This is a genomic window from Rickettsia gravesii BWI-1, assembly GCF_000485845.1.
Taxonomy (GTDB): domain Bacteria; phylum Pseudomonadota; class Alphaproteobacteria; order Rickettsiales; family Rickettsiaceae; genus Rickettsia; species Rickettsia rickettsii.
Genome location: NZ_AWXL01000011.1, coordinates 1 through 26,615 on the forward strand (window position 1 = coordinate 1; position 26,615 = coordinate 26,615).

Consider the following 26,615-nt stretch of genomic DNA (forward strand, 5'->3'; position numbering starts at 1 on the left):
GGATTGGATGACAAGCACTACGGGTAGTCATTCAGAAACAGTACTAAGATTTAAGAAAATAGTAAGCACTTTAAAAGAAGCTAAAAGTAACCCAGCCCAGTATGAAAACTTAGTGTCTAACTTGGATGCTAGTACTAAAAATGCACTTGAGGCTACTATTAAGAGTAATAATATTATTGTACCGACACAAGACACTAATAAGGTAATGTCAGAAATATTATCAGGAATGCAAACATGGCTAGATACAAAAAGTCATATCCCTATGGACCTTAAACAAAAATTCTTAGATTTAGGTTCTAATAATTTAGAACTATTCATAAAAGCTGCTTATAACAAATTTAACAATACGTGGATAGTTAAAGAGTTTCTTGATAATGCTGTAAAAACTGGAGAAGAAGGTAGAAAATATCTAGCCGATTGTGATTGTAGTTCAACTAACCAGCTATGGACAAAGCTTGTTGAACCTCAAATAGAAAACCTTAGAATAAGCGAAAATTCAACTGATAAATCTGAAGATGATGAAATATCAGAAGCTTCGGCGAATAAACTTGGAGCAAAAGTAAAGACTTTAGCACTATCTAATACTCATGAACTACCAGCACAAAAAGAAGCATTAAAGCTTGTATATGATATGAGGAAAGGTAATATAGATAAAGCAACTGTTGTTAAGAACATTAATTTTTTTGGTCAGGACGATACTTTATTAGGTTGGTTTGTAGAATATAGTGGTTTTACTATTGACCAAATCAAGACTAAAGCAGTAGAGCTTACCGGTGATACTGCTGCTTTTTATTTAGAGTAGTTTCTTAAGGTTATTCTCATTTTCTATGTCATTTCTGTTCCCTTTTATGTCATCCCTAGCTAAAATGGGAATCTGCTTGCCTCTGTCGTAGCGTGGCTTGTCCACAGTATCTAGAAAAAATAAAATAAAGACTGGATGCCGTGGTCAAGCCACGGCATGACATAGTAGGCTTATCTGTTCATATAACAATACCTATCAATTATATTCATGATTCTTAAAAATATATCTTTACTAATAATATTATTTTTTTCAATATCAACTTTTTCTGCTGGTCATAGTCTAAAAAATATCTCTATTACTGTTGTTGCTCCGGCAACAGGAGCGGATAATAAAACCTTGTCGGATTTAAAAAATATTAATGGACTAAATTTACAAATTTCTTCTAAGTGTTTTGCTAAAGGTAAGCTACCCTTTCTTGCAAGTAGCGATGAAGTAAGATTTAATTGCCTGCGGGATGCATTATTTGATGAGTCTGATAATATAGTATGGAGTTTACGAGGTGGTTACGGCTCTGCGAGAATAATTCCTGATTTACTAAAGCTATCAAAACCAAATAAAGAGAAATTCTTTATAGGATATAGCGATATAACGGCGTTACATCTTTTTCTATCACAAGAATGGGGCTGGAAAACTATTCACGGCAGTAATATAGCCGATCTCTTAAAGCCGGAACAAGATCAAGGTAATTTTACCAAGCTTGCTAAAATATTAAAAGGTAAAGTAAAGCAGGTTACTATAGATAATTTAGTGCCTCTTAACGATATAGCAAAATCAAGTGATCTTGTTAACGGCAAACTAACAGGCGGTAACTTAACTATGGTGCAGATTAGTATAGGAACGAGTTGGCAAATAAAGACTAAGGGCAAAATTCTTTTTTTAGAAGATGTGAATGTAGCTCCTTTTAGATTAGATCGTGGGCTTTTACACTTAAAGCAAGCAGGGTTACTTGAGGATGTTAAGGCTATAATATTTGGTTCATTTGGTAAAGATCTTGATGCCACAATGTTAGTGCTTCGTAATTTTGCAGATAGTTTAGATATACCGGTATTTAAAACAAATAGATTCGGTCATGAAAAAATTAACGATCCGATTATTTATAATACGAATAGTAAGATTATTAAAAGTAAAGAATTTAAGTTAGTGATGGGGTTGTAAGCACTATTGCGAGCAGTTGCTAAGCCGTATTGCGAGCGACTGAAAGCCTTGTTGCATGGTTTGTTTATGTCATTCCCGCGGAAGCGGGAATCTAGGGTAAAGCGAGATAAATCGAGCTTTACAAAAAGTTTTAAAGTACTGGATTCCTGCCTCCGCGGGAATGACATCGAGTCTTAAGTTGACACCCATGCACCTTCGCAGGAATGACATAATTAGCCTATCGACTCAAATGCAAATAATCATTATACTTTGATAAATTCAAATCATAAGAAAAGAATTTATTTGTAATATAATGTTCAAGTAATTTTACTAATCCTGCTTTATGTCTATTTAAAGTCTCGATGCTTAAAGCTATTTCCGTTGTGTGCACATAAGGTTCGGTACTAGTTATTTTTACGTAGGCGATAGTAATATTGTTATTCATAACTGGATTCCCGCTTTCGCAGGAATAACACAAAAGGGGCTGGGGATGACATAAAAGGGACAGAGAATTACATTTCGTAAATCCGTTTTCTAGTAACATCAAACTTTCTATGATAAGTTGCGGAGAGAGTCCAAGCTCTATTTCTTTCTTAGTCGGAATAGTACCGGTCTTATAATCTAGTATAGTTATATTGTTTGATTTACTTATTTCAATTCGGTCAGCTATACCGATTATTTTTATATCTTGACCTACAATATTTAGCCGTAACTCCCCTTTAGTTTCAAAATAGATTTCTTTGCAGTTTTTTCGGCGTTCTATATCAAATAAAATAAAAGCTTTGCTGAAAGCCGTGAGTTTTATTTGCCAAGTTTTTTTTGTGTAGCTTGGTAAAATAGTGCTATATAAAATATGATTACCGATATTTATTAAAGCATTTTGTTTATCAAGCAAATTTAAATTAATATATTGTTTGGCGTAATTTTTAGAATATTCCTCTAAAACTTTATGGATCAAATTACCGAAATCCGATATTTTAGGCTCTTCCCATATATGATCTTTTTTACGTAGTCCAAGAATTTTCTTAGCATAAAAACCGTATGGGTTTCTTATTAATGTTTCTATTTCGGTTACTGATAAGGTGGTTGGGAAAGAGGGGCTGTGGATCTCAATACTCTTGTCATACCGTGGCTTGACCACGGTATCCATATAATTACTGGACCCCGTGATCAAGTCACGGGGTGACACAGAACCTTTTTCTAGCTTCAAAAATAAATTACTCGGCACTGACAACTTCCCATCATATTTTTTAGCATTCAGTATAACTATTTGTTTATTTTGTAGAAATAAATTGAAGTAATCTGAATATAGAGTAGGGGCGATTTCACCGTAATCTATATTTAGTATCTGCAAGGCTTTCTTGCTAAGCCATGGGTGAGTTTTAGCACTAAGTGTCCAGTTTTCATTATTAAAATGCGGTAATATAATTAAGTCAAATTCACATAATGCTAAATCTTCAGGCCGTCCTATAATAATACTAGCAGTGTCGGTATTTTTGTAATATTTGATATTAGAAAGTAAAAAAGAAAAAATTTTAGGAAAATCCTTTTTATCCGTTGAATTTATATATTTACTATATGCGGTTAAATTTGTTAAAAACTCAAGTAGTTCTGCTCCTCCTTCTTTTTCCCAAATAGTAGGCAAAAGTTTTTCAGTTATTTCTTTAGTTAAGGTTAGAATAGCTTGTATATTATGTGGAGTATCGGTAAATAAAATATCTATTAAGTTACGGCAATACTCTCTTATATCCTCATTATCAAATTGTAATTGCAATAAATATTTCGGTGAGGATATAAAACGATTTTTATTAGATAGCATTAATTCTAACTGCTGCACAGTAGGGCAGTTAATTAAAGGATTTTTAAGTAATAAAAATAGAAGTTTTAAATCAAAATTATTACATAATATTTTAATAATGGAAGTTAATAATTCACCTATATTAGTAAGCCTTAAGTCATTACCTAGTAGATCTGCATATTTGTCTAAAAAATTACAATATACTCTTTTAAGCTTATTATTATTTGTAACGATTGCAATCCGTCTGTCTTTATTACGGCTACATATATAAGCTATTTGTTTAGTTTCTTCATGAATGTCATTAGGTTCATAATAAGATATACCATCGCTAATCTGCTTGGAGGCAGGATTATAGTGAATTATGTAATCCTTTAATTCTTCTTCAAATCTTTTTAAAAAAACATTAGGCTTGAATATTCCGGCGAGTATTACCTGCTTATGTCCCTTTTTGATTTTTATTATTTCTTCTTGTAATAGCTTTAATTTATAAACTGCTTTAGTTTGTTTTTGAGTAAACGATATTTCTTCTTGCCATCTTAAAAAGCAATATTCTAGAAATTTATAAATCTTTTGCCAATAGTTAGAATTGTTATAGACTTCAATTAATTTTATATCGATATTATTGATTATAAGATCATTAAACAATTTTCTTAAAAATTCTGCAGCTTTTAATGATTCATTTTTATTAAAAGGTAATTCTTTATATTCGGTGATAATGGATGATAAAATAAGTAATTCTTCTATTTTAGATATATAATCCGAATCGATTTTTTTTGAAATAAGAGAATTAAAAGGAATAATGATAGGTAATTTAATTTTATATTTATCGGTTAAAATCTTCTTTAATTCTAGGCATGAGAAATTATTAGGCAATATTATTTGAACTTCTGTACCTTTACCTAATTTATCAATGATATACTCAGCAAAACTTTTCAAAAAAGAATAATCAGCAGTCATAAATAATGTTTTTGACGATAATATAGCAGATCAAAGGTCCGAGATCTTATTTAAAATGATAATATAGTACAATAAATAATATTTGATTATTAGTTTCTTATTAAGTATCTTAAAATATATTAATTTAAATTTAATAAATAAGGTATCATATGATAATTTTTATTATATTATTTACTATTTATTATAGTCTCTATAACATCACGAGCTTATGCTAATAATTTAAACTTACATATAGCTTATTGTGATAATATACAAGTAGAACAACAAGCAGATTTGGTAATACAAAAATTGGTTAAACTATTTGTGACTGAAATGAATTGTATTATTAGCGGCTGTTTACAACAATGAGATGTGCAAGATAATCGGGTAAAATATTCAATTGCTTGGCAAGAACAATGTGGACCTGTAATTTATGGTCAGTATCAACTAGAAGACAATGGTAGAGGTTCTACTTTCGTATATGAACGCTCTAAAAATTCCGTATGTTGTTGGCCGCTTGGATATGAATATAATAAAGCGTTTGTAATATGTTCATCTAATGATGTTAAAAACTAATATTTACTTACTAACTTTTACAAATTCTTTAAATAATTCTAAATCTACTCCATTATCGTTAAGATATTCAGGATGCCATTGAACGCCGATAACAAATCTATGTTTCGTTGATTCAATGGCTTCAATTATACCGTCTTCTGCTTTTGCAGATACGATAAGATCATTACCAAGTTGTTTAGCAGCCTGGTGATGAGTCGAATTAACCATAGTTTGTAGCTGATTATTAGCTATTTTAGCAAGTTTAGTATTTGCTTCTATATTAATTGCATGTGAAACGATGTTTTTAGGCAAAGGTTGTGTATGATTAATTACAGTTTCAATATAATCAGGAATATGTTTAATAAGCGTACCCTTAAAAATAACGTTTAATAACTGCATACCTCGGCATATTCCTAAAACCGGAATATCTCTCTCTAATGCTTTCTTTAAAACTAATATCTCAAAATTATCACGTTCTTCATTGGAAACTACTACATTTTCGGCGTATTCCGGCTCATAAAATTTAGGATGTATGTCCTCATCACCGCCTGACATTACAACACCATCAACAAGTTCCATAAGCTGATTTATTGTATCACTTTGATAAGGTAATAATAGCGGTACACCGCCGGCTGCAATAATCGCATCGGTATAGTTTCTTCGCAAGGCGTACCATGGAAAAGCAGCGTAAGTATATTTTTCACAATTTTGGGCTAAGTCAGGTGTAACACCTATTATTGGTTTTTTATACATTTTATTATCGTTTTATTATTTTTCTGTCAGCTATGTCATTCTTCATAGTACCGGACAGTTCATAAAGGTCCCGTCATTGCGAGCCAGCATTTATGCTGACGTGGCAATCTCAGGAGTTTTTTTTATATTATCTTATGAGATTGCCGCGTCGTTGCTAACACAACTCCTCGCAATGATGACTTGGCATCCACGCAGCAAAGCCACTATTACCCCTCAATATGCGGTGGTGTTTCAAAAGTATGGAACGGCGGTGGTGAGGTAAGTGTCCACTCTAATGTGTCTGCTCCTTCTCCCCAAGGATTGTTTGGACAATCTTTGCCGTATTTGAGCGTATAGAAAACGATAAATACAAAATAAAGGGCAGCAAACATAGAAATACCTGCTCCTATCGACGAAACCATATTCCAGCCGGCGAAAGCTTCAGGGTAGTCCGGTATTCTTCTTGGCATGCCCGCAAGACCTAAGAAATGCTGAGGGAAGAAAGTTAAATTAACGCCTATAAAGGTAATCCAAAAATGAATTTTGCCTAAAATGTCCGGGTATTGTTTACCGGATATTTTGCCAAACCAATAATAAAAGCCTGCAAATGCCGTAAATAAAGCACCGAGCGACATCGTATAATGGAAATGTGCAACAACATAATATGTATCGTGCAGAACTCTATCAAGTGCCGAATTTGATAGGATTATGCCGGTTACGCCGCCGATCGTGAATAATATAATAAATCCTATCGAAAATAGCATAGGAGTTGGGAATGTAATCGAACCACCCCACATAGTCGCTATCCAGCTAAATATTTTAATACCCGTCGGAACTGCTATAATCATCGTTCCGGCAGTGAAATATATAAGTGCATTATAAGAAAGCCCAACAGTAAACATATGGTGAGCCCATACGATAAATCCAACAAAGCCTATTATCACCATAGCCCCGACCATACCTTGATAGCCGAATATAGGTTTGCGTGAAAAAGTTGAAATAACTTGACTTACTATACCAAAGCCTGGAAGTATTACGATATATACTTCAGGATGACCGAAAAACCAAAATAGATGCTGAAATAATACAGGATCACCGCCGCCGTCAGGCTTAAAGAAAGTAGTTCCAAAATTACGATCTGTAAGTAGCATAGTAATAGCTCCACCAAGTACCGGCATAGCAAGAATTATTAGAAATGCGGTAACTAAAATAGACCAAACGAATAACGGCATCTTGAAAAGCCCCATTCCCGGAGCTCTCATATTAAAGATAGTAACGATTAAGTTAATTGATCCAAGGATTGACGATAGACCGGTTAAATGTAAACTGAAAATAGCCATATCAACGGCTGCACCGGGGTGACCGCTTAAATTACTTAAAGGAGGGTAGAGCGTCCAGCCCGTTCCCGGCCCACCGTCAACAAAAGCTGATCCCATAAGTAAAAGAAAAGCAGGAACTAGTAGCCAAAAACTGATATTGTTAAGGCGTGGAAATGCCATATCGGGAGCCCCTATTAACAGAGGTACGAAATAGTTACCAAAGCCACCGAACAAAGCCGGCATAATCATAAAGAATACCATAATAACCGCATGTGCTGTGATAAGCACGTTATATAGCTGAAAATCATGATTTAAGAAAGTGCCGCCGGGCATTGCAAGCTCTAACCTAAAAAGCAGTGAGAACAAACCTCCGACAATTCCGGCAAAAACGGCAAATATGATATACATAATGCCGATATCTTTGTGATTGGTAGAAAAAAGCCATCGCCTCCAACCGTGTGGGGTGTGGTGGTCATCGTGATAAATTTCGGTAGTAATTATATCCATAATTATTATTCTGCCTGTTTTAATTTTTCAATATCTGCTCCAACAATTGCCGGAATATTCCGAGTAATTTTATCATAATCCCAATCCCACCATTTAATTTCAAGTAATTGCTCAACTATCTCATCAGGAAATCTATAGCGTACTATCTTTGCAGGATTACCGACAACAATACTATACGGTGGTACAGCTTTAGCTACTACTGAGCAAGCACCGATAATTGCTCCGTCACCTATATTAACTCCAGGCAAAATGGTAGAGTTTGTACCAAACCATACATCATTTCCTATAACGGTGTCTCTTCTTTTGTCAGGTGAAGGCGTGTAATTATTCCAATTTTCAAAAATAAAGGAAGGATAAGTAGAAAAGCTGTCCATAGGATGATTCATATCATCGGTTATAAAACTAGTACCCATAGCAATAGCACAAAATTTTCCTATAATCAATTTAACAAAATAAGCTCCTCTAACATTTTCATATTCAAATTTCTCAGGGTGATTAGCGTCATTGTAATAAGTGTAATCTCCGACTATTATATTTGGATTATGGATAAAATGTTTTAAAAATATCATTTCTTGCGCTTGTTTAGGCAAAAGATGAGGATAAGGGTTATTGTGGTTAGTCATATATTAAAAAATTTAAAGTAATAGTTTTAGTTTATAAAATACTTTCTTTATAAATTACCATGCTTCTTTACCTACTGAATCATCACTACTTAATAATTTCTTGATGTCGATTAGAATCAGTTATATCGTTTAGTAATTTATCTAGTTCAGATATTTTTGTATTATAATTTTCCATAGAACTTCTAAATATAATTAGTTAGCTGCCAATTTTGGCTTCTTGCCATTCATAGCAGTCTTATTCTTGCTTGCAATCCAATTGTCGAAATCCTCTTTACTTACTACTTCTATAGCAATCGGCATGAAGCCGTGATGGATGCCACATAGTTCGGAGCATTGTCCGTAATATACGCCTTTTTTAGCCACTCTTGTCCAGGTTTCGTTTATTCTGCCTGGGACTGCGTCTATTTTAAACCCAAGTGATGGAACGGCAAAACTATGTATTACGTCACCTGCGGTAATGAGAAACCTTACGGTAGCATTTTCAGGGATAACAATTCGATTATCAACATCTAATAATCTTTTTTGGTTAGGTTTTAAATTCTCATCAGAGATCATTACGCTATCAAATTCTAAATTATCATGATCAGGATATATATAATGCCAATACCATTGATAACCTACTACTTTAATAGTTAAATCCGTTTCGGGTATTTTTTCGGCATGACGCAATATTTTAAAAGACGGCACTGCAATAATAACTAAAATTATTATAGGTATTACAGTCCAAATTATTTCTATTAAAACATTATGTGAAAATTTTGCCGGTACGGGATTATTTTTTGCATTAAATCTGATGCATACAAAGCCAAGTAATCCGGCAACAAATAAAACAATAGCTGTGGAGATATAAAACAGAAAATTATGAAAATGATGTAATTCCTCCATAATCGGACTTGCCGGCGGCTGGAATGTTACTTGCCAAGGTAACGGCTCGGAAGCAAAGCAATTACTACTAACAATCAAAAAACAAATTAAAACAATAGACATCTTTCCAAGTTTCGTTTTTGGAGGTAATTTATAAGTCAATCCGGTATTCGAATCCTCACGTACGCTTTTGTACGCTGCGGTTCGAGGGGAAGTGTCTCCTTTAAATTCCTCTCTATAAGCTGGTTTGGAAAGATGTCTAATAATATTTTTCATAGCACATATAAAGTTATTTATATTTAATATAAATGGATATACAGTTTTATTAAAGTAAAAATCGATAAATTTTTGTAAAAACTACATATTTTTAATAATATTTGAGCTAGAAAGTGTACCTATATTAGGATGTTGCAGTAAGTCAATAACTTCTATTACTTTCGCATTTATTTTTTGCTTGAATTTATTTATTAACTGAGGATCGTGCTTTGTTACAGCGATTACAGCAGGACAAATATTTTGCACTAACCGAGCGTAATCATTAAAATCTTTTAGTTTAGGTAATATAAGTACTTTATCAACAAATGTGAAAGAACTTAAAATTTTTGCTCGTTGTAATTGATTATGGATAGGTTGACGTTTTTTATATTTAATAATTGTTTCATCCGGCTCTAAAGCAACGATTAAGTATTTACCGTGTTTTTTAGCTTTGCGTAGAAATTCTATATGACCGTAATGTAATAAATCAAAACAACTACCTACTAGAACTATTTCACTATTTATAGGACAGTTTTTATTTAAAGAAATATTCTCATAATATTCTATTTTGGGCAATGATTAGTATTATGGCTAGATGAGCAGGACATAAGATTTATAAAAATTAATAAAAATAGGAAAAGTCTAGGCATAATATTTATCTATATAAGTTAATGAAAATATAACTTATATTAAAAATTAAATTTTAATCAATAAAAAACTAATAAGACAGAAATAAAACAAAATTTTACAATTTTCTATTGTAATTTGTTTGTATATAGTTCATATTATTATTAGTAATGAAAAATTGATTCAAATAATCTTCAGAGCAATTTTAATGAATGATACCGCACTATCTTATGATTTTAATGGCATATTACCATCATCTTTTATTAGTGCACGTCTCAGGAAAATCCTCACCTCTACCTCCTTATTATTATTTATAGGATTAGTTGTTTTTGTCTCTTTTGCCGTTAATAATTATGTTAACGACACTTTATCCATAACTTTAGTACAACCTGATAGTAGTGAAGAAGAAACAATTTCATTTAAAGAAGTAGTAGTAAAAAAAGGTGATACTATAAAGTCAATTTTGATAGAACAACATATCCCTAAAAATGAAATAGACAAAATTGTAAGTTTAATAAAAGAGGGAAAATTATCTTCTGCTCTTAAAATAGGGCAGCAAATTATTTTTGAATATGAAACAAAAATTATCGAAAACGAGGATGAAGATTTAACCTCAGAGGTAGCATTCTTAAATAAAATCGTTATAATTATCGATAAGCTAAAAACTATTGAAGTAATTAGAGAAGGTGATAATTTTAAAGTTGAAGAAATTGTAGTACCTTTAAGTAAAAAAGTTGCTAAATCGTCGGTAAGTATTGAAGCAAATTTTATGTCAGCTCTTAAAAAACTGGGCTTATCGAATAACAGTATAATAGAGCTGATTAATGCTTATACTTATCAAATCGATTTTCAGCGTCAAATAAAAAGCGGTGATACTGCAACCGTAATAACGGAAAAATACGTAACGGAAGACGGTAAATTTTCCCACCACGGTAAAATTCTATATGTTTCATTAAATCTTTCAGGGAAAGAATATAATATATATCGTTATTCTCATGACAATAACGCAAATAATCATGCATTTTTTTCCGAAGACGGTAAAAGTGTAAAAAGAAGCTTACTTAAAACTCCGCTAAAAGTTATAAAAGTTTCTTCACATTACGGTAATAGAAAGCATCCGATACTCGGTTATACTAAAATGCATAAGGGGGTTGACTTTGCAGCTCCAACCGGTACGCCTATATATTCCGCAGGAAACGGAGTGATAACAGAAATAGGTTGGAAGTCGGGTTATGGAAAATTTATTCAGGTAAAACATAGTGGTACGCTATCTACTGCTTATGCGCATGTTTCAAATTTTGCAAAAAATTTAAAAGTGGGAAGTATCGTAAAACAAGGACAAATCATCGCATATGTCGGAAGTACCGGCAGAGCTACCGCTCCACATTTACATTATGAAGTTAAAATTGATGGCAAACATGTTAATCCTATGTTAGTTAAAACAACACCGGGTATAGAATTAAACGGAAAAAATTTAGAGAAATTTAAACAATTTAAAAAAGAAATAAAAACTTTAAATGTTAAGCTTGATAAGGAATTGCAAGCTGATAAAGCAGCTACAGTTTCATTGTAGAGTGAATCCTTGTCATACCGTAATCAACTTGGTGTTGTACGATTCTTATGTCATTCCCGCGAAAGCAGGAATCTAGTAAAATCTAAAATCTATAAAAAACTTGTTTTTTATAGATTTATTTTATCAAATATATAATTTTGTATTAATATTAAGGTTGTTTTTTTTCTGGATTCCCGCTTACGCGGGAATGATATTTACAATTATGCTCCCACTACTAAAAAAACTATATCTTACATTTGCTCGTAGTAGTCGTATAATAATAACCTTAGTGATTATTGATCAGTTAAGTAAATGGTGGTTTATTGATAATTTGAGATGGAAGCCGGGCTTAATGCTTAAGGTTACTTCTTTCTTAAATATGGTTTATACTTGGAATTACGGTATTAGCTTTGGTCTAATGCGTGAATATTATCAATATAGCAATGCTATTTTCTTAATAACGAACACGATTATTGTCTATTATTTATATTATTTGATGGTACGTTCAAAAACGATCGGAAGCTTTGCCGGTTATAGCTTTGTAATCGGCGGAGCTGTTGGTAATCTAATTGATAGATTTTTTAGAGGAGCAGTTTTTGACTTCATCCATTTTCATTATCAGAATTATAGCTTCCCCGTATTTAATTTAGCTGATTGCTTTATTACAATAGGAGTAATTATCTTAATAGAAGATTATTATAGTACTAAAAAAGTTATTGAAGAAAAGGCTAAAGGGAATTATGATAATGCTCAAATTGAAGCTATGGCTGAAAAAATTCGTAATACCGGTAAGGGTGGTAACGATAAAATAGATTCCTTGCAAAATTAAACTTATAGAGAGGAATTTGAAGGAAACACGGAACGCAGAACCGTAGCGTAGTAGACCTACGTGAGGATTTGAGTACCGGATTGACGTACAAGTTATCTCTAGAAGTTCATTTTGCAAGGAGTCTATTATAATTTTAATTTATAGGTGTTTAAGTGAAAAAGATTTTTTTATTATTTACTGTTTTATTAATTACTTCTGCTTGTAGTAAAAAGTTAAAAGAAACCGTAGGTATATCAACAGCTGGACCTAATGAGTATCAAGTACAGCGTGCTAAAGCACTAGAAGTTCCGCCTCATTATTATTTACCTGATCCTGGGCATAGCAAAGCAACTTGCAGTAATGTAAAAGGACAAGGTGAATTTAATGAAGGTGAACAAGCATTACTGCAGGACATGAATTAGTATACTTGATCAACTTCAAAAATTGGCTACGTCGTTTTACAAGATCTGCGGTGCTCACGTATTAAGTATACGCTCCGCTCCTCGACTTGTAAACTCCTTGCTCTTTTTGAAGTTGATCTTAATATACCTGTTCTTGAATACTAAGACTGCAATGTTCTTTCAAATTAATTCATGAATTCTCATACAAAACAAAAAATAGGTGTTTTTGGGCTTGGTAAAACCGGTATATCGGTTTACGAGGAATTGCAAAATAAATATGATGTAATTGTTTATGATGATTTAAAAGCAAATAGAGATATATTTGAAGAATTATATAGTAAAACCGCTATCGCTGCTTTATCTGATTCAAGATGGCAAAATTTAGATACAATTGTCTTAAGTCCTGGAATTCCTTTAACGCATGAGATAGTCAATATTGCAAAAAATTTTAATATTCCAATCACTTCCGATATAGACTTATTATTTGCAAAATCAAAAAACTTAAAATTTATAGCTATAACCGGTACAAACGGTAAAAGTACTACTACTGCTTTAATAAGCCATATCTTAAATAGTAGCGGTTTAGACTATCCGGTTGCCGGTAATATTGGAGTTTCTGCTTTGCAAGCTAAAGCAAGTAAGGATGGATATGTACTTGAATTGTCTTCTTTTCAGCTAGATCTAGTAAAAACCTTTACAGCTAAAATAGCCGTGCTGCTTAATATAACTCCCGACCATTTAGATAGACATCAGGATATGACCTGCTATATTGCAGCAAAATCTAAGATCTTTGATCGAATGGATCAAGAGAGTTATGCGGTAATTAATATCGATAATGATTATTGTCGTGAAGTCTTTATAAAATTGCAGCAAGAGCAGCGTATAAAGCTAATTCCTTTTTCGGTTACTAAAATTCTTGAAAACGGTATTTCGGTAGTTGATGATAAAATTAGCGCTAATTTTTTTGATGATATAAGTTTTGAATTACAGCGTAATTCAGAAAGTTTTAGACAAGATGAATTTCAAGGTGAGCCTGTGGAGCGTATAAAAATACGTGAGCACAGGCGAGACCTGCGAAATTCGCTTGTATCAAGCTTTATGCATTATGCTGTGCCTTTTAATAAAAACTTGCAAGGAGTGCATAATTGTGAGAATATTGCAGCAAGTTATGCAGTAGCTAAAATAATAGGAGTAGAACCTAAAAAAATACTTGAATCTATAAGTAGTTTTCAAAGTTTACCTCATAGAATGCAATATATCAGTAGTATAAATAATATAAGTTTTTACAATGATAGTAAAGCGACAAATGCCATATCTGCCGTGCAATCAATTAAAGCACTCGATAATATTTACTGGCTTGCGGGAGGAATCCCTAAAGAGGGTGGTATTGAGGAAATAAAGCCTTATTTCAGTCAAATTAAGAAAGCTTATTTTTATGGTCAAGCTAAAGAAATATTTGCAAATACTGCTAAGAATATAGTAGATTTTGTAATATGTGATAATCTTGAACAGGCTTTCGATCTTGCTTATAAGGATGCAGTAGGTGATAACGCGGAGGTAAAAAATATCTTGTTAGCACCTAGTTGTAGCTCATATGATCAGTTTAAAAATTTTGAAGAGCGTGGCGAGTTGTTTATAAAATTGTGTAGTATCCTGTCACCCCGTGGCTTGACCACGGGGTCTAGTTAAAAATACTAAATAATATTAGTATTTTTTATTGTTTTTCTGGATACCGTGGTCAAGCCATGGGGTGACATCGAGGTTGTTTTCCGATCCATGCAATAACATTATAAATATAGCCATAATTGAATAACTATAATATGAATAACGAAATATCTAATAACTTTATAAAATTATGGTGGCGGAGTACCGATAGGCAAATAATAATTTCTTTAATTATCTTATTTGCTTTTAGTCTAATGCTTGTTACTACCTCAGGTTCAGCAGTAGCAAGTAGAATAGGTCTTGAAGAAAGTTATTTTGTATCTAGACAAATATTTTATTTAGCTGCCGCTTCAGGACTTATATTATTATTTTCATGTCTTAATAAAAAATGGTTAAGGCGTTTTGCAATAGTTGGATTTATTGCTAGTATAGTTTTATTAATAGCAGTTAAATTTTTTGGCTATGAAGTAAAAGGCGCAGTGCGATGGATTAATATTCTAGGTCTATCTATTCAACCTTCGGAATTTATCAAACCGTTTTTTGCAGTTGTTATGGGCTGGATATTATCGCTAAAATTTAATGATGATTTTCCAAGTTTTACAATTTGTGTAATACTTTATTCTATTGTTGCTATTCTCTTAATTATTCAGCCGGATTTTGGAATGCTTGTAATAATTACGGCAGTTTTCGGTATTCAACTGTTTATTGCGGGTATGCCGATATTTTTGATTGTTTTAGCCGGTTTTTTAGGAATGATAGGAGTAACTATTGCTTATTTTTGGTTACCGCACGTAACGCAAAGAATTAATTCGTTTTTAGATCCAGATAGTAGCAAGAATTATCAAGTTAGTAAGTCTCTTAAGGCTTTTGAGTATGGCGGGTTATATGGACGAGGTCCAGGGGAGGGGGCAGTAAAGCAGGTACTACCTGACTCGCATACGGATTTTATTTTTGCTGTAGCAGGTGAGGAGTTTGGAGCTATTATTTGCCTTATTGTTATAGGTATATTTGCTTTTATAGTATTAAGAAGTCTTATTAAGTTATTAAACGAAACAGATAAATTTGTACAATTCGCTGCTAGCGGTATAATTGCACAATTAGGGCTTCAGGCAATAATTAATATGGGCGTGACTTTACATTTACTTCCTACTAAAGGTATGACATTACCGTTTATTAGTTACGGTGGTTCTTCAACGCTTGCAATGGCTATCGCTACCGGTATGCTTCTTGGCTTTACAAGACACCGAACGCCGTTAAATTCGTACAAAATTCGTAATATTGAAATATGAAAAAAATCATTTTGGTCGCAGGAGGGTCGGGGGGACATTTTTTTCCGGCAGTTGCTCTTGGAGAAGAATTAATCAAACGTGGCTATGAAGTTCATTTTATTACTGATTTAAGATGCAAACAATATATAAAGCAGGATATGAAAGTAATTTTTCATATCCTAGATTTAAAACGCTCAGGTAATATTTTCTTGTTTTTACCTAGGTTATCAATTGCAGTTTTAAAGGCTATTAAATTATTATATAATATGAAGCCTTCCGTCACTGTAGGGTTTGGCGGTTATCCTGTTATAGCTCCAATGTTTGCGGCAATTTTTTTAAGAGTACCGATTATAATTCATGAACAGAATTCTTACCTTGGAAAAGTTAATAAATTTTTTGCAAGCTTTGCTAAAAAGATAGCTATTTCTTATGAAAAAATAAAGAATTTACCGGAATTTGCAAAAAGTAAAATAGTAGTTACCGGTGGGGTAGTTAGAGAGAATATTAGGGAATTGAAAGTTATAGAAATGCCATCCCGTGGCTTGACCACGGGGTCCAAAAAGTCTTTAATAAAAGCACTGGACTCCGTGGTTAAGCCACGGAATGACAAGCTTTTTACAATATTCATCTTTGGCGGTAGTCAAGGAGCTAAGTTATTTTCAGAGCTGATACCTGCAAGTATTCAAATTTTAATGCAAAAACAGCCAAGTCTTGAATTAAATATAATCCAGCAAGTAGCATTAGATGATCAAGTAAAAATAAAAGATATATACTCGAAATTAAACATTACTTATGAATTTGCTGAATTTTTTGATAATATGGCATTGCAATATAAAGAAGCCGATTTAGTGATTTCAAGAGCAGGAGCATCTACTATAGAAGAATTGACCTATATAGGGTTACCGGCAATCTTTATTCCACTGCCTAGTGCTGCGGATAATCATCAATATTACAATGCAAAATTATTGGAAGATAAAAAAACAGGATGGTGTTTAGAGCAGAATAATATTTCTGCAGGAAAATTAGCAGATAAAATACTCGATTTGATAAGTAATCCAAAAATATTAGAGGATGCTTCACAAAATTTATTAAAAAGAAGAAAAGAAGGGCATAAGTTATTAAGTAACCTAATAGAAGAGGTGATTTAGATTTTGTTTTCCGTCATTGCGAGGAAAGACTGTAAGTTTTGACGAAGCAATCTCGTTCTAAAGTTCTGAGATTGCCACGCTCCTTTTAGTCGCTTGCAATGACGGGGTGGGAGACATACAACAAGACCAAAAATACCTCAGAATAACAATAATTTAATTAAGTACATAGCAGTTCGGCTCTTTATCCTTGCAAGTTTGGCTATTATGTGGCATTAATCATAATAGACTTTCTGCATAACTTGCTTCTAAGGGTAATTTGTGCGTCGATCCGGTACTCGCATCCTCACGTACCAAAGCGTACGCTGCGGTGCTGCGTTCCGTGTCTCCTACAAATTCCTCCTTATTATCTAAGTTGTACAGGAAGTCTAATAAAAGTTTTGGAATAATATAAATATATGTTAAAAAAAATTATAATATTATTTTTAGGAATGTTTTTACTTTCAGCTTGTACAGATAATTTTAGAAGCTATTTTCAAAGATCAGCAAATAACAGATTGGTTGATAGCAAAGGTGCTAAAGGCGGCAAGAGAAAACCTGTATATAATAATAAATATATTACTTTGGCTAAAAAGAATATAGTAGAAGATAATCTTGATTATGATAACGACGATGATGATGACTATGGTAGCGATAGTCTTTTAAGAGGAGAAAGAATCGATCCTGTAAAGAGAAATCGTGAAATGTATCTTAAGATGATTAAAAGGGATATAGCAAGGCAAAAAGCAGAAGCCGGCTTCGCTGAATCCGATGATGATATGACTTTAAGTAGAGCAAATAAAAAGGTTAGAAAAGACAATAGCGATAAAGAAAAAAAGATACAAGAGGAATTAAATCAGATAAAAGCCATGCTTAGAGAAACTAAGCGTGATATATCAAAATATACTTGTCCAAATGCTGTAGTAAATCAAAATTATGCCCCGCCCGTTACAAATTATGAGCCTGTAAATTATCCACCGGTAAAAAATAGTAAGCCGTATAATAACAATTCTAAGGTAAAGCAAAAATTTATCTGTGAAGATGATGATAACGGCAGTAATGCTTGTTCGATATAATAAGCCTATTCTTAGCTAAAAGCAGAAATCTCCAGTCTTTAGATATATACAGCAATCTCTAATGTGATATATTTATCACTATCAATAGGTTTATTATTTTTTAAGTAAGATTATTATTTATTAATAAAAATTAATATTTGAATATAGAAATATGTTAAATTTATTAATAGGTATATTATGAAAAGTAAACTCTCAGCAAGTACTGCTAGTCTTACCTTTATAAAAGGCCTTCAAAACCCTATTGTTACTGAAATAAAAGAATTAACAAAAAAATTACATTTTAAAGATCAAGAGCTTGAAAAAGCTTACGGGATGGATTCAGATGATGTTTCTATTCAAGCAACAAGAGAACAGATATTATATGCTTTAAAAGCTGTGGGATCTGCAAAACAACATTCAACAGACAAGACACAAGCATTTATTAAATGACTACGGTATTTGTGTTGCCTACTCATTTGCTAATTATAAAAGAAGCGGTAAGGACATACTAGAATTTATATCACCTTATTTATTAAAAAACGCATCTGATATGGAATATATTAAGGCATATATTCCTGAAGCATATATAAAAGAAAGTAATAAAAATGATGCTATGGAATTGCTTGGTAAACGAGAAGTAAGAGACTATTTAGATCAAAAGTCTTCTGAGTTAGTAAGCACATCGCCTGTACCGTCTACTCCTTCTACAACGGACATATTTAATTATGATAGTGATGAAATTACGGTTGCTGGAGAAGCGAAAACGACGCCGAATACTAAACAAGCTTGATACCACTGTCACGCTGTGGCTTGTCCACGGAGTCTAGTTAAAAATACTAATATTATTAGTATTTTTAGTTGTTTTTCTGGATATCGTGGTCAAGCCATGGTATAACACCGAACGAGTTTCTCGCGCTATACAATAACATTAAGATTTCCAATTTAATTCTGGATAGTTTCTAATTTCAGCTTTATAATTGCTATGTTTTAACCATTTCTTAGCTGTCTCTAAATATAGGCAAATTATCGGTGTGATGTAAAGAGTAAGTAATTGCAATGTGGGTAAACCTCCCACTACTGCAAGCCCTAGTGATCTTCTCTCTGCTCCTGTTGTTCCGACTCCAAGAGCAGTAGGCATAGCTCTCATTAAGGCAGCTAGGGTAGTCATCATAATCGGTCTGAATCGTATTATACATGCTTCATAAATTGCTTCATGCGAAGATTTATTGCCAGTTCTCTCAAGTTCTAAGGCAAAATCGATAATCATGATAGCGTTTTTCTTCACTATACCGATTAACATTATAAGTCCGACAAATCCGTACATATCAAGTTTGCTATTAAATATTAGTAGAGTGAGTAATGCTCCAAATATAGCGGTAGGTAGTCCTAAAAGTATAGTTATAGGATACACAAAACTTTCATATAACATGCCAAGGATGATGTAAATAACTATAACAGCAAGTCCAAGCAATAAGCCAAGATCAGAAAAAGACGACTGACATGCCTGAACTGTTCCTTAGAAGCTTCCCGTAATCGTAGCCGGCATTTGTAACTCTCTTATTGCTTGATTAACTTTTGGAACGGCATCACTAATTGAATATCCATCTTGCAGGTTAAATGATACCGTAACTGAAGGTAATTGCCCGAAATGTGAAATACTAAGCGGGCCAACAGTATTAACAATTTTAGCAAGGGTAGTTAGCAGTACTAAATTGCCGCTTGTGGAGTTAATATTGACTAAAGATAACATTGACAAATCTGTTTGATATTTAGGATCTAGCTCTAAAATAACGTCATATTGAGCTGTTGGGATATATAATGTGGAAATCTGCTCAGCACCGTAAGCTGCATATAAGATATTCTGGACGTGCTTGACTGATATACCAAGTTTTGCAGCCTTATATCTATCAATCTGCACTAAAGTTTATGGCTGTGCTATTTGTAAATCCAAAGTTACGTCAATAAAACCTGGCAGCCGTGCGAGCTTGTCCTTTAATTTCGGTGCAAAGCTAAATAGCACATCTTGATCGAGTTCTTGCATAGTATATTGATATTGGCTTTTGGTTGCTTGTCCGTCGATCGTAATAGTAGGTACGTTCTGGATATATACCCTTAAACCTACTAAATGATTTAGTTTTGAACGTAACTGATCTATAACGGCGTCAGCTCCTATTCTTTGATCACGAGGTTTTAAGCTAATCAAAATCGTACCCTGATTTACTGCAGAGTTTCTACCTGAAACACCTACGGCAGAAAAAAATGAATCTATATTAGGATTTTTAAGTAATACATCACTTACTTGTTGCTGTTCTTGCACCATCGCATCAAAAGAAATAGTTTGAGCGGCGTCGGTAAAAACTAAGATTTGTCCCGTATCGGAATCAGACATAAAGCCTTTGCGTACTTTCTCAAATAAATAAGCCGTTGCGATGATTACTAAGAGAAATATAAGCATAGTAGTTTTTGAATGCTCTACTACTGTTTTTAGACTGCTACCATATTTTTGTTTGACATATTCAAAGGCTTTTTCGGTTGGTGGTAGGTCGTTATTGCGAGGCGTCAAAGACGCCGTGGCAATCTCGGTTGATTGTCCTGAGAGTGCTTCGTCACTACGTTCCTCGCAATGACGATCCCTTAAAAACACATTACATAACATAGGAGTTACGATTATCAAGATAACTCCCGAAAGCAAAATAGCGGTAGTAATAACAACGGTAAGTTCGTGCAGTAGCTTCCCTAAAATTCTGCTCATAAATAATATTGGGATGAATATCGTCATTAGGGATAAAGTCCTTGAGACGATAGTAAATCCTATTTCTTTAGTACCGTTAATACATGCTGCTATTTTACTCTCGCCTTTTTCCATATGTCGTGTGATATTTTCAAGCACTACTATTGCATCATCCACGACAAAACCCATCGTAAGCGTTAGAGCCATTAAAGACATATTATCGATGCTATAACCGAATAGATACATAAAGGCAAAAGTACCGACAACTGATAAAGGAAGGGCAATAGTCGGAATAATCACGGACCGTCAGTTATGTAGAAAGAGAAATATAGCAATCACTACGAATATTAAAGCGAGTAGCATAGTAAAATTGGCATCATTTACCGATGCTCTGATAGAAATTGACCTATCAAACATGATATTAATATTAATGCCCTCAGGGATTTGCCTGTGAAGCAACGGCAATACTTCTTCTATAGAGTTGACTATTTTAATAGTATTAGTATCCGGTTGTTTTTGAATAGCAAGTATTACCCCCGGCTTATCCCTATACCAAGCGGCTATTTTATTATTAGCTACGCTATCAATGGCTTTCCCGATATTTTTAAGAAAAAGTGGATTACCGTTTTTATAAGTTAATATTAACTCATTATATTCTTTAGCATTTTGTAATTGCCCAGGGGCTCTAATATTTGAGTATATATCTTTACCTTATAAAGCTCCGGTCGGTAAATTAATGTTAGCAGAGCTGATAATGTTTGATACTTAGTCAAGTCCTATATTATTTGCTGCCATTTTAACAGGGTCAACCTGCACACGCACTGTATATTGCTGTGAGCCGTAAACTTGTACCTGTGCAACACCCGGCAGCATAGATAAACGCTCAGCCATAATTGTTTCGGCGTAATAGTCCACGGTATATAAGAGGGAGAGTATCAGAAGTTAAAGATAAATAAAATATAGGTACGTCGGCAGGATTTACTTTACGATATGAGGGCGGGGTAGGTAAGTTGTTCGGTAGCTGCTTGTACGTCTTGCCGCTGCATCTATATCTTGGTCTAAATTAAACTGCAAAGTAATTTGAGTAGTACCGTTACTATTAACCGAACTCATCGAGTCAATATCTGATATCGTCGAGAATTGCTTTTCAAGCGGTAATGCAACTGAAGATGCCATAGTAGTAGGATCAGCTCCAGGCAAGCTTACTGAAACCTGAATAGTCGGGCAGTTGATGTCAGGTAAAACGCTTACCGGTAATATCCTATAGCCGAATGCTCCAAACAGCAAAATAGTTGCCATGAATAAAGTAGCCAGAACCGGACGCTTAATAAATATTTCTGAAATACAATTATATTTTTCCTGTTTTATGGATTTTTTCTGTCATATATATATCGTCATTGCAAGCGACTGTAAGAAGCGTGGCAATCTCATGAAATAATGATAATCTCCTAAGATTGCTTCGTCAATTACTTTGTAATTTCCTCGCAATGACGCCTGCTCGCAATGACAATTTGACACTACTCCTCCCTAACATTCACCTCTGCCTCGTTAGATAATCGTAGCTGCCCGTTGGTGATTACCGTTTCTCCCTCATCTATACCGCTTTTAATAACAATAAAATCATCATTAGAAAACACTATATCTATATTCTTGACCACGGCTTTATTATCTTGATCGACAACAAATACATAAGGACCTTGATCGTTAGTTTGCATGGCTTTAGACGGAACTATTAAAGCCTCTTTTTCGATGTAAATCGTTATAGGGATACACGAACACACTGTCCCGGCCATAATATTTCGTTTTGGTGAGGTAGTGTTGCTTTAACTTTGATAGTGCCGCTATTTGGATCAATCGAATTATCGACAAAAACGATCTCACCGTCTTTAATTTCTTGGTCGCTTACGGTTCTAACCGTCAAAGCTAAATCATTAGATTTTTGAGATTTATTAATACGATCGAGATATTTTTCAGGTACAGAGAAGCTGACATAAATAGGCGAGATAGTATTGATAGTTACTAGACTCACAAAATCCGGTGATACTAAATCACCTATATCCACATTACTCTCACTAAGTTTACCATCAAAAGGAGCTTTGAATACTCGATTTGTAAATTAGCGTCTGCAATAATTGCTTTATCGCGTTCCACGGTGGCCCTAAGTATATTCATATTAGTTAGCATCTGTAAATACTGCTCTTCCGAAACGGCTTTTTCCTCGTATAAAGCACGATATCTTGCCTCTTCTTTTATAACATCTTCAAGGTTATAAGTATCACTTAGTAAATTTGCTTGTGCTTGCTGTAATTGATTTTGAAACGGACGAGAATCGATTTCATATAATAAATCACTTGCTTTTACTTCTTGTCCGTCATCAAAATTTACACTTAATATTTGGCCCGTAACTTGAGATTGAATATCGGTACTTTGGTAAGTTTCAGCTACTCCTGCAAGTTCTATCACATCAGGTACGTCTTTTCTGATAACTTGTGTGACCCCTCAACCGGCGCTGCTATAGTGATTTGTTTACTGCTTTTATGATGATGTTTTATTACCCAAACCACTAATATTACTATTAGTACTAGTAATGTTATCAATATCAAATTCCGTATTATTGTTTTAAGCATTGTTATTTGCCAAAATCAAAAATAGGTCCTGCTATGTTGCCGCCTACTTGCCAAGTCTCAGCTGAGTTAGTAAACAGAGTATTAAGTTTATTGCTACCGAATCCTAATAAACATGTTAAAGAAATTTGTGGAAAATAAGTAGCTTTTATTGTTTTTAAGTTTGCATCTGCTGCTAGTAAATTCTGCTCTGCTGCTTTAATATCTGGTCTTTGCTCTAAAAGCTCTGATGGTAATATTTTAGGTAATACCGGTAGAGCAGGGAAGTAATCTATTGGTTTATCACGATAAATTAAGCCGTTTACTATATTTTCAGGAATTCTACTACTAAAATTTTTAAAGTGGTTTCCTGCTCATGTCTTTGTTGTTTTAAAGGCGGCAATGATAACTTAGTAAGTGCACGCTCGGAAGCAGCTTCACTAACCGATATTAAATCATCTACGCCAAGATTATGTAATTTCTGATTTAATTTATAAATTTCCGTTTGAGCCTCAATTAGCTTTTCAGTTAGATAGATTTGTTTGTCTAATGCTAAAAGATTAAAGTAACTTATAGTAACGTTACTTATAACCGATAAATGTACCACTGCCTTGCTATACTCACTTGCAAGGAAAGTTTTTTTAGCCGATTCGCTAGCGTTGGCGGCTGCTCCCATAAATCCAGCTTGTAATTAAGCACGCTTGCTAGCCCAAAATTATTAGAGAATTTCGGCTCATTCGGTGCTTTTGTTTCTTTACTGTTTTTTGTTCGATTTGCTTCGCTTTGTAAATTGATTTGTGGAAATCTATAAGAATTAATAAGGTTAAGCTGTGCTTTCGCTGCTAGCACATTACTCATTGCCAGCTCAATATCGGAGTTACCGGTTAAAGATTCTTCGATTAGGTTATTTAACACCGGATCGTTAAATTGCAGCTACCACTTGGAGGATGCATTATTATTTTGTTCTAGAGAGTAATTATTCCAAGTAGTAATGAGAGTTTAGGTGGAATATTATCGTGTTTTGCATTACAACCACATAGAAGAAATGATGAAATCGATAAAACTAGGATATATTTTAAGTAAATGAAAAATCGGCATACGAAGTTCATCGAGTAGGTTCATTAAAATAAATTCATATTACTTAATATTAATTAAGAATCTTTAAACCGCTATGTCAATATAGACTATTATTTTTTTAACTAACTATTTTTATAATTACGTGATAATGTTGCTACAGCATATTTTAGAAAGCTTAATATAAGTGAATTTTACAAGATTCGCCTGTGTTCACGTATTTTTATACGCTGTGTAGGCTCACCCTTAAATTCATCTTATCTGAAGCTTTCTAAAATATGCTGTAACTTTTCAGAAACAACTTTAATATCATAATTTTGTTTGAGAGTAAGGTAGGCGTTTTTAGAAAATTCTTTTGCTTTTATAGGGTTCTCTATTAGATAGACAATTTTTTCTGCTAAATCTTCAGCAGAGCCGGCTTTACAAATAAGCCCGTCTTGCATGTCGTTTAAGATTGCTGCAGGCCCTTCAGTATCTGTACTAACGATAGGCACGCTTGCCTCCATTGCTTCAAGCACTATAATTCCAAACGGTTCATGACGAGACGGTAAGCAAAAAATATCTATTTGTTTAAAGAATTTATTTCTATCGTTAATCCATCCCGTAAATGATATTTGATCTTGTAAATTAAGTTTATGTGCTAAAGCAATTAAATTATCTTTTTCCTCGCCGCTTCCACCTATAACTGCATGAAGATCATATTTTTTTTCTTTTAAAATTTTGATAGCTTTAATAAAAACATCAACACCTTTCTTAGCTACAAATCTTGCTAGTACACCAATTACGACAGGTTTTCTATATGTTTTATTTGGAATAAAGTCTTTAGCAATATTTATCATATTCGGTAGGATGCATATCATAGATTCGGCAAAGTTATTTTTTAGTAAAAATTCTTTCATATGATGCGTCAAGGCAATAACAAAATCACATTTACGTAGTCCTTTTAAACTATAATTATGAGCGATACCGATTAATTTTATATTTTGTGATTTAGCAAATTTACTAAAATTTATTGCTCTATTACCGTGTGCTATAATTATATCGGGCCTAGTCTTATGAGTTATATACTTAAGAATAAGTACCGAGAGTAAATCAAACGGTACTATATTAGGTAGTTTTAAGCTTTGTTTGTGTAGAAAGGAATTTATTTTTGCCTTGTAAGAAGTGATATTTATAACCTCAATTTTTTGCATCTCTAAAGCAGTGCTATAATCTAAAAATGCTTGTTGAATGCCGCCAAGGTCACGACTTAGCATAATATTAAGGATCTTCATTACTTTAATTGCTCGATTTCTTTTTCTGTTAAACCGGTAAAATCTATAATTTTATCTAAAGGTTTATTTTTTGCTAGCATTTTTTTAGCTGTAGAAATTTTTTGTCTTGCTTCCCCTCTGGCTTCCCCTTGAGCTTCAGCATCTATAATTTTCTGCTCTTCTACGGCTAGATTATCCATTTCGGTTTTTATCATTTTTTCATAAGTATTTAACTCTTTTTCAGACCAACTAGCTTGATCCAAAGCATAAAAAGCTTTTTTAATAATAAAATCATGACCTATCAAATTCTCCATTTCTTCTAGAGTGCTTTCATGTGCATGTTTAAAGAAATATGCCCATTTTTCTTGAAGGTTCTCTAATGGATCTAATTCTTTATTAAATTTCTCAAGCTCTAAAAAGATACAATAAAAATCTTGTAGGTCGTTCTCATAAGTTTTAGTATCAAGTAATCTATGATCTGATCTCCAATCTTTTTTATCGGGCAATGAAATAAAATCAGCAATAGCTAAGAATATTACTCTTTGAAGTTTTGCATACACTGCCATTTTTTTTATGATCTTCATCTTCTTTTATTATTTGTCTTGAATAGGCCTTTGCTGTATAAAGCTGAGCTCGTTTTTCAAAACCTGGATGTTTGCTGACCTGCATCTCTACAATAAATTGAGTACCGTATTTATCTCTACATAATACATCAACTATAGATTGTCTATAAGCAGCGATATCGGGATCTTAGATTGTTTTTAAAAAAGTAACTTCGGTAATTACTTCTTTTCCCGTATAACCTAAAATGTCATTTAGAAAATGAATAAGTATATCCTTATTTTTTTCTGTACCGAAAATTTTTAAAAATGCATAGTTATTTTTAGGGTCTAAGAAACGTGAAATTAGCATAATAGTCTATATTTTTA

25 protein-coding genes and 4 pseudogenes are annotated in these 26,615 nt (G+C 33.3%); 12 read left to right on the forward strand and 17 right to left on the reverse strand.

Going from position 1 to position 26,615, the window contains the following annotated elements; translation table 11 throughout:
- Together RGRA_RS08695 and RGRA_RS0103595 are read left to right on the forward strand one after the other, a co-directional pair.
- On the forward strand, positions 1-802 hold an 802-nt coding region (locus tag RGRA_RS08695), incomplete at its 5' end, for a hypothetical protein (protein WP_024547280.1).
- Between the two features lie 207 nt (positions 803-1,009).
- Positions 1,010-1,957, forward strand: a complete 948-nt coding sequence (locus RGRA_RS0103595) for an LD-carboxypeptidase (RefSeq protein WP_017443017.1) — start codon at positions 1,010-1,012, stop codon at positions 1,955-1,957.
- Positions 1,958-2,174: 217 nt separating this feature from the next.
- On the opposite strand, the gene RGRA_RS0103600 is transcribed toward RGRA_RS0103595, so the two are convergent.
- Positions 2,175-4,691 (reverse strand): PD-(D/E)XK nuclease family protein, encoded by a 2,517-nt coding sequence (locus RGRA_RS0103600; protein ID WP_017443018.1) that lies wholly within the window; start codon positions 4,689-4,691, stop codon positions 2,175-2,177.
- 351 nt (positions 4,692-5,042) lie between these two features.
- On the opposite strand from RGRA_RS0103600, the gene RGRA_RS08700 reads away from it, so the two are divergent.
- Positions 5,043-5,246 (forward strand): hypothetical protein, encoded by a 204-nt coding sequence (locus RGRA_RS08700; protein WP_014014247.1) that lies wholly within the window; start codon positions 5,043-5,045, stop codon positions 5,244-5,246.
- Between the two features lie 3 nt (positions 5,247-5,249).
- Here the strand turns inward: RGRA_RS08700 and RGRA_RS0103610 are convergent, their stop codons facing one another.
- From RGRA_RS0103610 to RGRA_RS08705, 5 genes and pseudogenes are all read right to left on the reverse strand, one after another.
- Positions 5,250-5,978 (reverse strand): gamma-glutamyl-gamma-aminobutyrate hydrolase family protein, encoded by a 729-nt coding sequence (locus tag RGRA_RS0103610; RefSeq protein ID WP_017443019.1) that lies wholly within the window; start codon positions 5,976-5,978, stop codon positions 5,250-5,252.
- A gap of 206 nt (positions 5,979-6,184) precedes the next feature.
- Positions 6,185-7,783: a cytochrome c oxidase subunit I gene (gene ctaD / locus RGRA_RS0103615; protein WP_017443020.1), complete on the reverse strand. Its 1,599-nt coding sequence runs from the start codon at positions 7,781-7,783 to the stop codon at positions 6,185-6,187.
- Positions 7,784-7,788: 5 nt separating this feature from the next.
- Positions 7,789-8,406 (reverse strand): CatB-related O-acetyltransferase, encoded by a 618-nt coding sequence (locus RGRA_RS0103620; protein ID WP_017443021.1) that lies wholly within the window; start codon positions 8,404-8,406, stop codon positions 7,789-7,791.
- 192 nt (positions 8,407-8,598) lie between these two features.
- A complete protein-coding gene (coxB, locus tag RGRA_RS0103625; RefSeq protein ID WP_017443022.1) occupies positions 8,599-9,546 on the reverse strand; it encodes a cytochrome c oxidase subunit II in 948 nt (315 codons plus the stop codon).
- 81 nt (positions 9,547-9,627) lie between these two features.
- Positions 9,628-10,133, reverse strand: a pseudogene (locus RGRA_RS08705) (adenylyltransferase/cytidyltransferase family protein).
- Positions 10,134-10,360: 227 nt separating this feature from the next.
- On the opposite strand from RGRA_RS08705, the gene RGRA_RS0103635 reads away from it, so the two are divergent.
- The 6 genes from RGRA_RS0103635 to murG all read left to right on the forward strand — a co-directional run bounded on the left by RGRA_RS0103635 (position 10,361) and on the right by murG (position 16,994).
- Positions 10,361-11,725, forward strand: a complete 1,365-nt coding sequence (locus RGRA_RS0103635) for a M23 family metallopeptidase (RefSeq protein ID WP_017443023.1) — start codon at positions 10,361-10,363, stop codon at positions 11,723-11,725.
- A 202-nt stretch (positions 11,726-11,927) separates the two neighbouring features.
- Positions 11,928-12,533 carry a signal peptidase II gene (gene lspA, locus RGRA_RS0103640; RefSeq protein WP_017443024.1) on the forward strand — a complete coding sequence of 202 codons (606 nt, stop codon included), beginning with the start codon at positions 11,928-11,930 and terminating at the stop codon, positions 12,531-12,533.
- A 152-nt stretch (positions 12,534-12,685) separates the two neighbouring features.
- On the forward strand, positions 12,686-12,934 hold the full coding sequence (locus RGRA_RS0103645; RefSeq protein WP_017443025.1) for a DUF3035 domain-containing protein: 249 nt from the start codon (positions 12,686-12,688) through the stop codon (positions 12,932-12,934).
- 171 nt (positions 12,935-13,105) lie between these two features.
- Entirely contained in the window at positions 13,106-14,602 is a 1,497-nt protein-coding gene (gene murD, locus RGRA_RS0103650; RefSeq protein ID WP_017443026.1) for a UDP-N-acetylmuramoyl-L-alanine--D-glutamate ligase, read from the forward strand.
- 131 nt (positions 14,603-14,733) lie between these two features.
- Positions 14,734-15,867, forward strand: coding sequence for a putative lipid II flippase FtsW (ftsW, locus tag RGRA_RS0103655; RefSeq protein WP_017443027.1), 1,134 nt, complete (start codon positions 14,734-14,736; stop codon positions 15,865-15,867).
- A complete protein-coding gene (gene murG / locus RGRA_RS0103660) occupies positions 15,864-16,994 on the forward strand; it encodes an undecaprenyldiphospho-muramoylpentapeptide beta-N-acetylglucosaminyltransferase (RefSeq protein WP_024547281.1) in 1,131 nt (376 codons plus the stop codon). The genes ftsW and murG overlap by 4 nt, the downstream gene beginning before the upstream one ends.
- A 219-nt stretch (positions 16,995-17,213) precedes the next feature.
- On the opposite strand, the pseudogene RGRA_RS10480 reads toward murG, so the two are convergent.
- A pseudogene (locus tag RGRA_RS10480) lies at positions 17,214-17,378 on the reverse strand (palindromic element RPE1 domain-containing protein); the annotation flags it as partial.
- An 11-nt stretch (positions 17,379-17,389) separates the two neighbouring features.
- On the opposite strand from RGRA_RS10480, the gene RGRA_RS0103665 reads away from it, so the two are divergent.
- From RGRA_RS0103665 to RGRA_RS12100, 3 genes are all read left to right on the forward strand, one after another.
- The gene (locus RGRA_RS0103665; protein WP_017443028.1) at positions 17,390-18,046 is read left to right on the forward strand and encodes a hypothetical protein; all 657 of its coding nucleotides are present in this window, start codon (positions 17,390-17,392) and stop codon (positions 18,044-18,046) included.
- Positions 18,047-18,223: 177 nt separating this feature from the next.
- Positions 18,224-18,475 carry a hypothetical protein gene (locus RGRA_RS08710; protein WP_017443029.1) on the forward strand — a complete coding sequence of 84 codons (252 nt, stop codon included), beginning with the start codon at positions 18,224-18,226 and terminating at the stop codon, positions 18,473-18,475.
- A gap of 100 nt (positions 18,476-18,575) precedes the next feature.
- Positions 18,576-18,815, forward strand: coding sequence for a hypothetical protein (locus tag RGRA_RS12100; RefSeq protein WP_017443030.1), 240 nt, complete (start codon positions 18,576-18,578; stop codon positions 18,813-18,815).
- Between the two features lie 138 nt (positions 18,816-18,953).
- On the opposite strand, the pseudogene RGRA_RS13325 reads toward RGRA_RS12100, so the two are convergent.
- From RGRA_RS13325 to RGRA_RS14795, 10 genes and pseudogenes are all read right to left on the reverse strand, one after another.
- Positions 18,954-22,055: pseudogene (locus tag RGRA_RS13325) on the reverse strand (efflux RND transporter permease subunit).
- Between the two features lie 81 nt (positions 22,056-22,136).
- Complete coding sequence (locus tag RGRA_RS11745; protein WP_157668018.1) at positions 22,137-22,274, reverse strand: hypothetical protein; 138 nt, start codon at positions 22,272-22,274, stop codon at positions 22,137-22,139.
- On the reverse strand, positions 22,274-22,549 hold the full coding sequence (locus tag RGRA_RS08735; protein WP_157668019.1) for an efflux RND transporter periplasmic adaptor subunit: 276 nt from the start codon (positions 22,547-22,549) through the stop codon (positions 22,274-22,276). Before RGRA_RS08735 ends, RGRA_RS11745 begins: the two co-directional genes overlap by 1 nt.
- On the reverse strand, positions 22,516-22,818 hold the full coding sequence (locus RGRA_RS08740) for an efflux RND transporter periplasmic adaptor subunit (RefSeq protein ID WP_236609782.1): 303 nt from the start codon (positions 22,816-22,818) through the stop codon (positions 22,516-22,518). Before RGRA_RS08740 ends, RGRA_RS08735 begins: the two co-directional genes overlap by 34 nt.
- The gene (locus RGRA_RS13330; protein ID WP_236609783.1) at positions 22,809-23,219 is read right to left on the reverse strand and encodes an efflux RND transporter periplasmic adaptor subunit; all 411 of its coding nucleotides are present in this window, start codon (positions 23,217-23,219) and stop codon (positions 22,809-22,811) included. The genes RGRA_RS08740 and RGRA_RS13330 overlap by 10 nt, the downstream gene beginning before the upstream one ends.
- 166 nt (positions 23,220-23,385) lie before the next feature.
- Entirely contained in the window at positions 23,386-23,700 is a 315-nt protein-coding gene (locus RGRA_RS14310) for a TolC family protein (protein WP_330216864.1), read from the reverse strand.
- Complete coding sequence (locus tag RGRA_RS13340; RefSeq protein WP_157668020.1) at positions 23,685-24,035, reverse strand: TolC family protein; 351 nt, start codon at positions 24,033-24,035, stop codon at positions 23,685-23,687. The genes RGRA_RS14310 and RGRA_RS13340 overlap by 16 nt, the downstream gene beginning before the upstream one ends.
- Positions 23,945-24,274 (reverse strand): TolC family protein, encoded by a 330-nt coding sequence (locus tag RGRA_RS14100; protein WP_024547282.1) that lies wholly within the window; start codon positions 24,272-24,274, stop codon positions 23,945-23,947. Before RGRA_RS14100 ends, RGRA_RS13340 begins: the two co-directional genes overlap by 91 nt.
- Positions 24,275-24,690: 416 nt before the next feature.
- On the reverse strand, positions 24,691-25,707 hold the full coding sequence (locus RGRA_RS0103730; RefSeq protein ID WP_017443033.1) for a glycosyltransferase family 4 protein: 1,017 nt from the start codon (positions 25,705-25,707) through the stop codon (positions 24,691-24,693).
- Positions 25,707-26,598, reverse strand: a pseudogene (locus RGRA_RS14795) (Rpn family recombination-promoting nuclease/putative transposase). The gene RGRA_RS0103730 and the pseudogene RGRA_RS14795 overlap by 1 nt, the downstream one beginning before the upstream one ends.
- Positions 26,599-26,615: the final 17 nt, after the last annotated feature.

Excerpts from the sequence above, each read along its gene's own strand:
- RGRA_RS0103595 (WP_017443017.1), top strand. The coding sequence starts at position 1,010 with ATGATTCTTAAAAATATATCTTTACTAATAATATTATTTTTTTCAATA.
- RGRA_RS0103600 (WP_017443018.1), bottom strand. The coding sequence starts at position 4,691 with ATGACTGCTGATTATTCTTTTTTGAAAAGTTTTGCTGAGTATATCATT.
- RGRA_RS0103610 (WP_017443019.1), bottom strand. The coding sequence starts at position 5,978 with ATGTATAAAAAACCAATAATAGGTGTTACACCTGACTTAGCCCAAAAT.
- ctaD (WP_017443020.1), bottom strand. The coding sequence starts at position 7,783 with ATGGATATAATTACTACCGAAATTTATCACGATGACCACCACACCCCA.
- RGRA_RS0103620 (WP_017443021.1), bottom strand. The coding sequence starts at position 8,406 with ATGACTAACCACAATAACCCTTATCCTCATCTTTTGCCTAAACAAGCG.
- coxB (WP_017443022.1), bottom strand. The coding sequence starts at position 9,546 with ATGAAAAATATTATTAGACATCTTTCCAAACCAGCTTATAGAGAGGAA.
- RGRA_RS0103635 (WP_017443023.1), top strand. The coding sequence starts at position 10,361 with ATGAATGATACCGCACTATCTTATGATTTTAATGGCATATTACCATCA.
- lspA (WP_017443024.1), top strand. The coding sequence starts at position 11,928 with ATGCTCCCACTACTAAAAAAACTATATCTTACATTTGCTCGTAGTAGT.
- murD (WP_017443026.1), top strand. The coding sequence starts at position 13,106 with ATGAATTCTCATACAAAACAAAAAATAGGTGTTTTTGGGCTTGGTAAA.
- ftsW (WP_017443027.1), top strand. The coding sequence starts at position 14,734 with ATGAATAACGAAATATCTAATAACTTTATAAAATTATGGTGGCGGAGT.
- murG (WP_024547281.1), top strand. The coding sequence starts at position 15,864 with ATGAAAAAAATCATTTTGGTCGCAGGAGGGTCGGGGGGACATTTTTTT.
- RGRA_RS0103665 (WP_017443028.1), top strand. The coding sequence starts at position 17,390 with ATGTTAAAAAAAATTATAATATTATTTTTAGGAATGTTTTTACTTTCA.
- RGRA_RS08710 (WP_017443029.1), top strand. The coding sequence starts at position 18,224 with ATGAAAAGTAAACTCTCAGCAAGTACTGCTAGTCTTACCTTTATAAAA.
- RGRA_RS12100 (WP_017443030.1), top strand. The coding sequence starts at position 18,576 with ATGGAATATATTAAGGCATATATTCCTGAAGCATATATAAAAGAAAGT.
- RGRA_RS08735 (WP_157668019.1), bottom strand. The coding sequence starts at position 22,549 with ATGGCCGGGACAGTGTGTTCGTGTATCCCTATAACGATTTACATCGAA.
- RGRA_RS13340 (WP_157668020.1), bottom strand. The coding sequence starts at position 24,035 with ATGGGAGCAGCCGCCAACGCTAGCGAATCGGCTAAAAAAACTTTCCTT.
- RGRA_RS0103730 (WP_017443033.1), bottom strand. The coding sequence starts at position 25,707 with ATGAAGATCCTTAATATTATGCTAAGTCGTGACCTTGGCGGCATTCAA.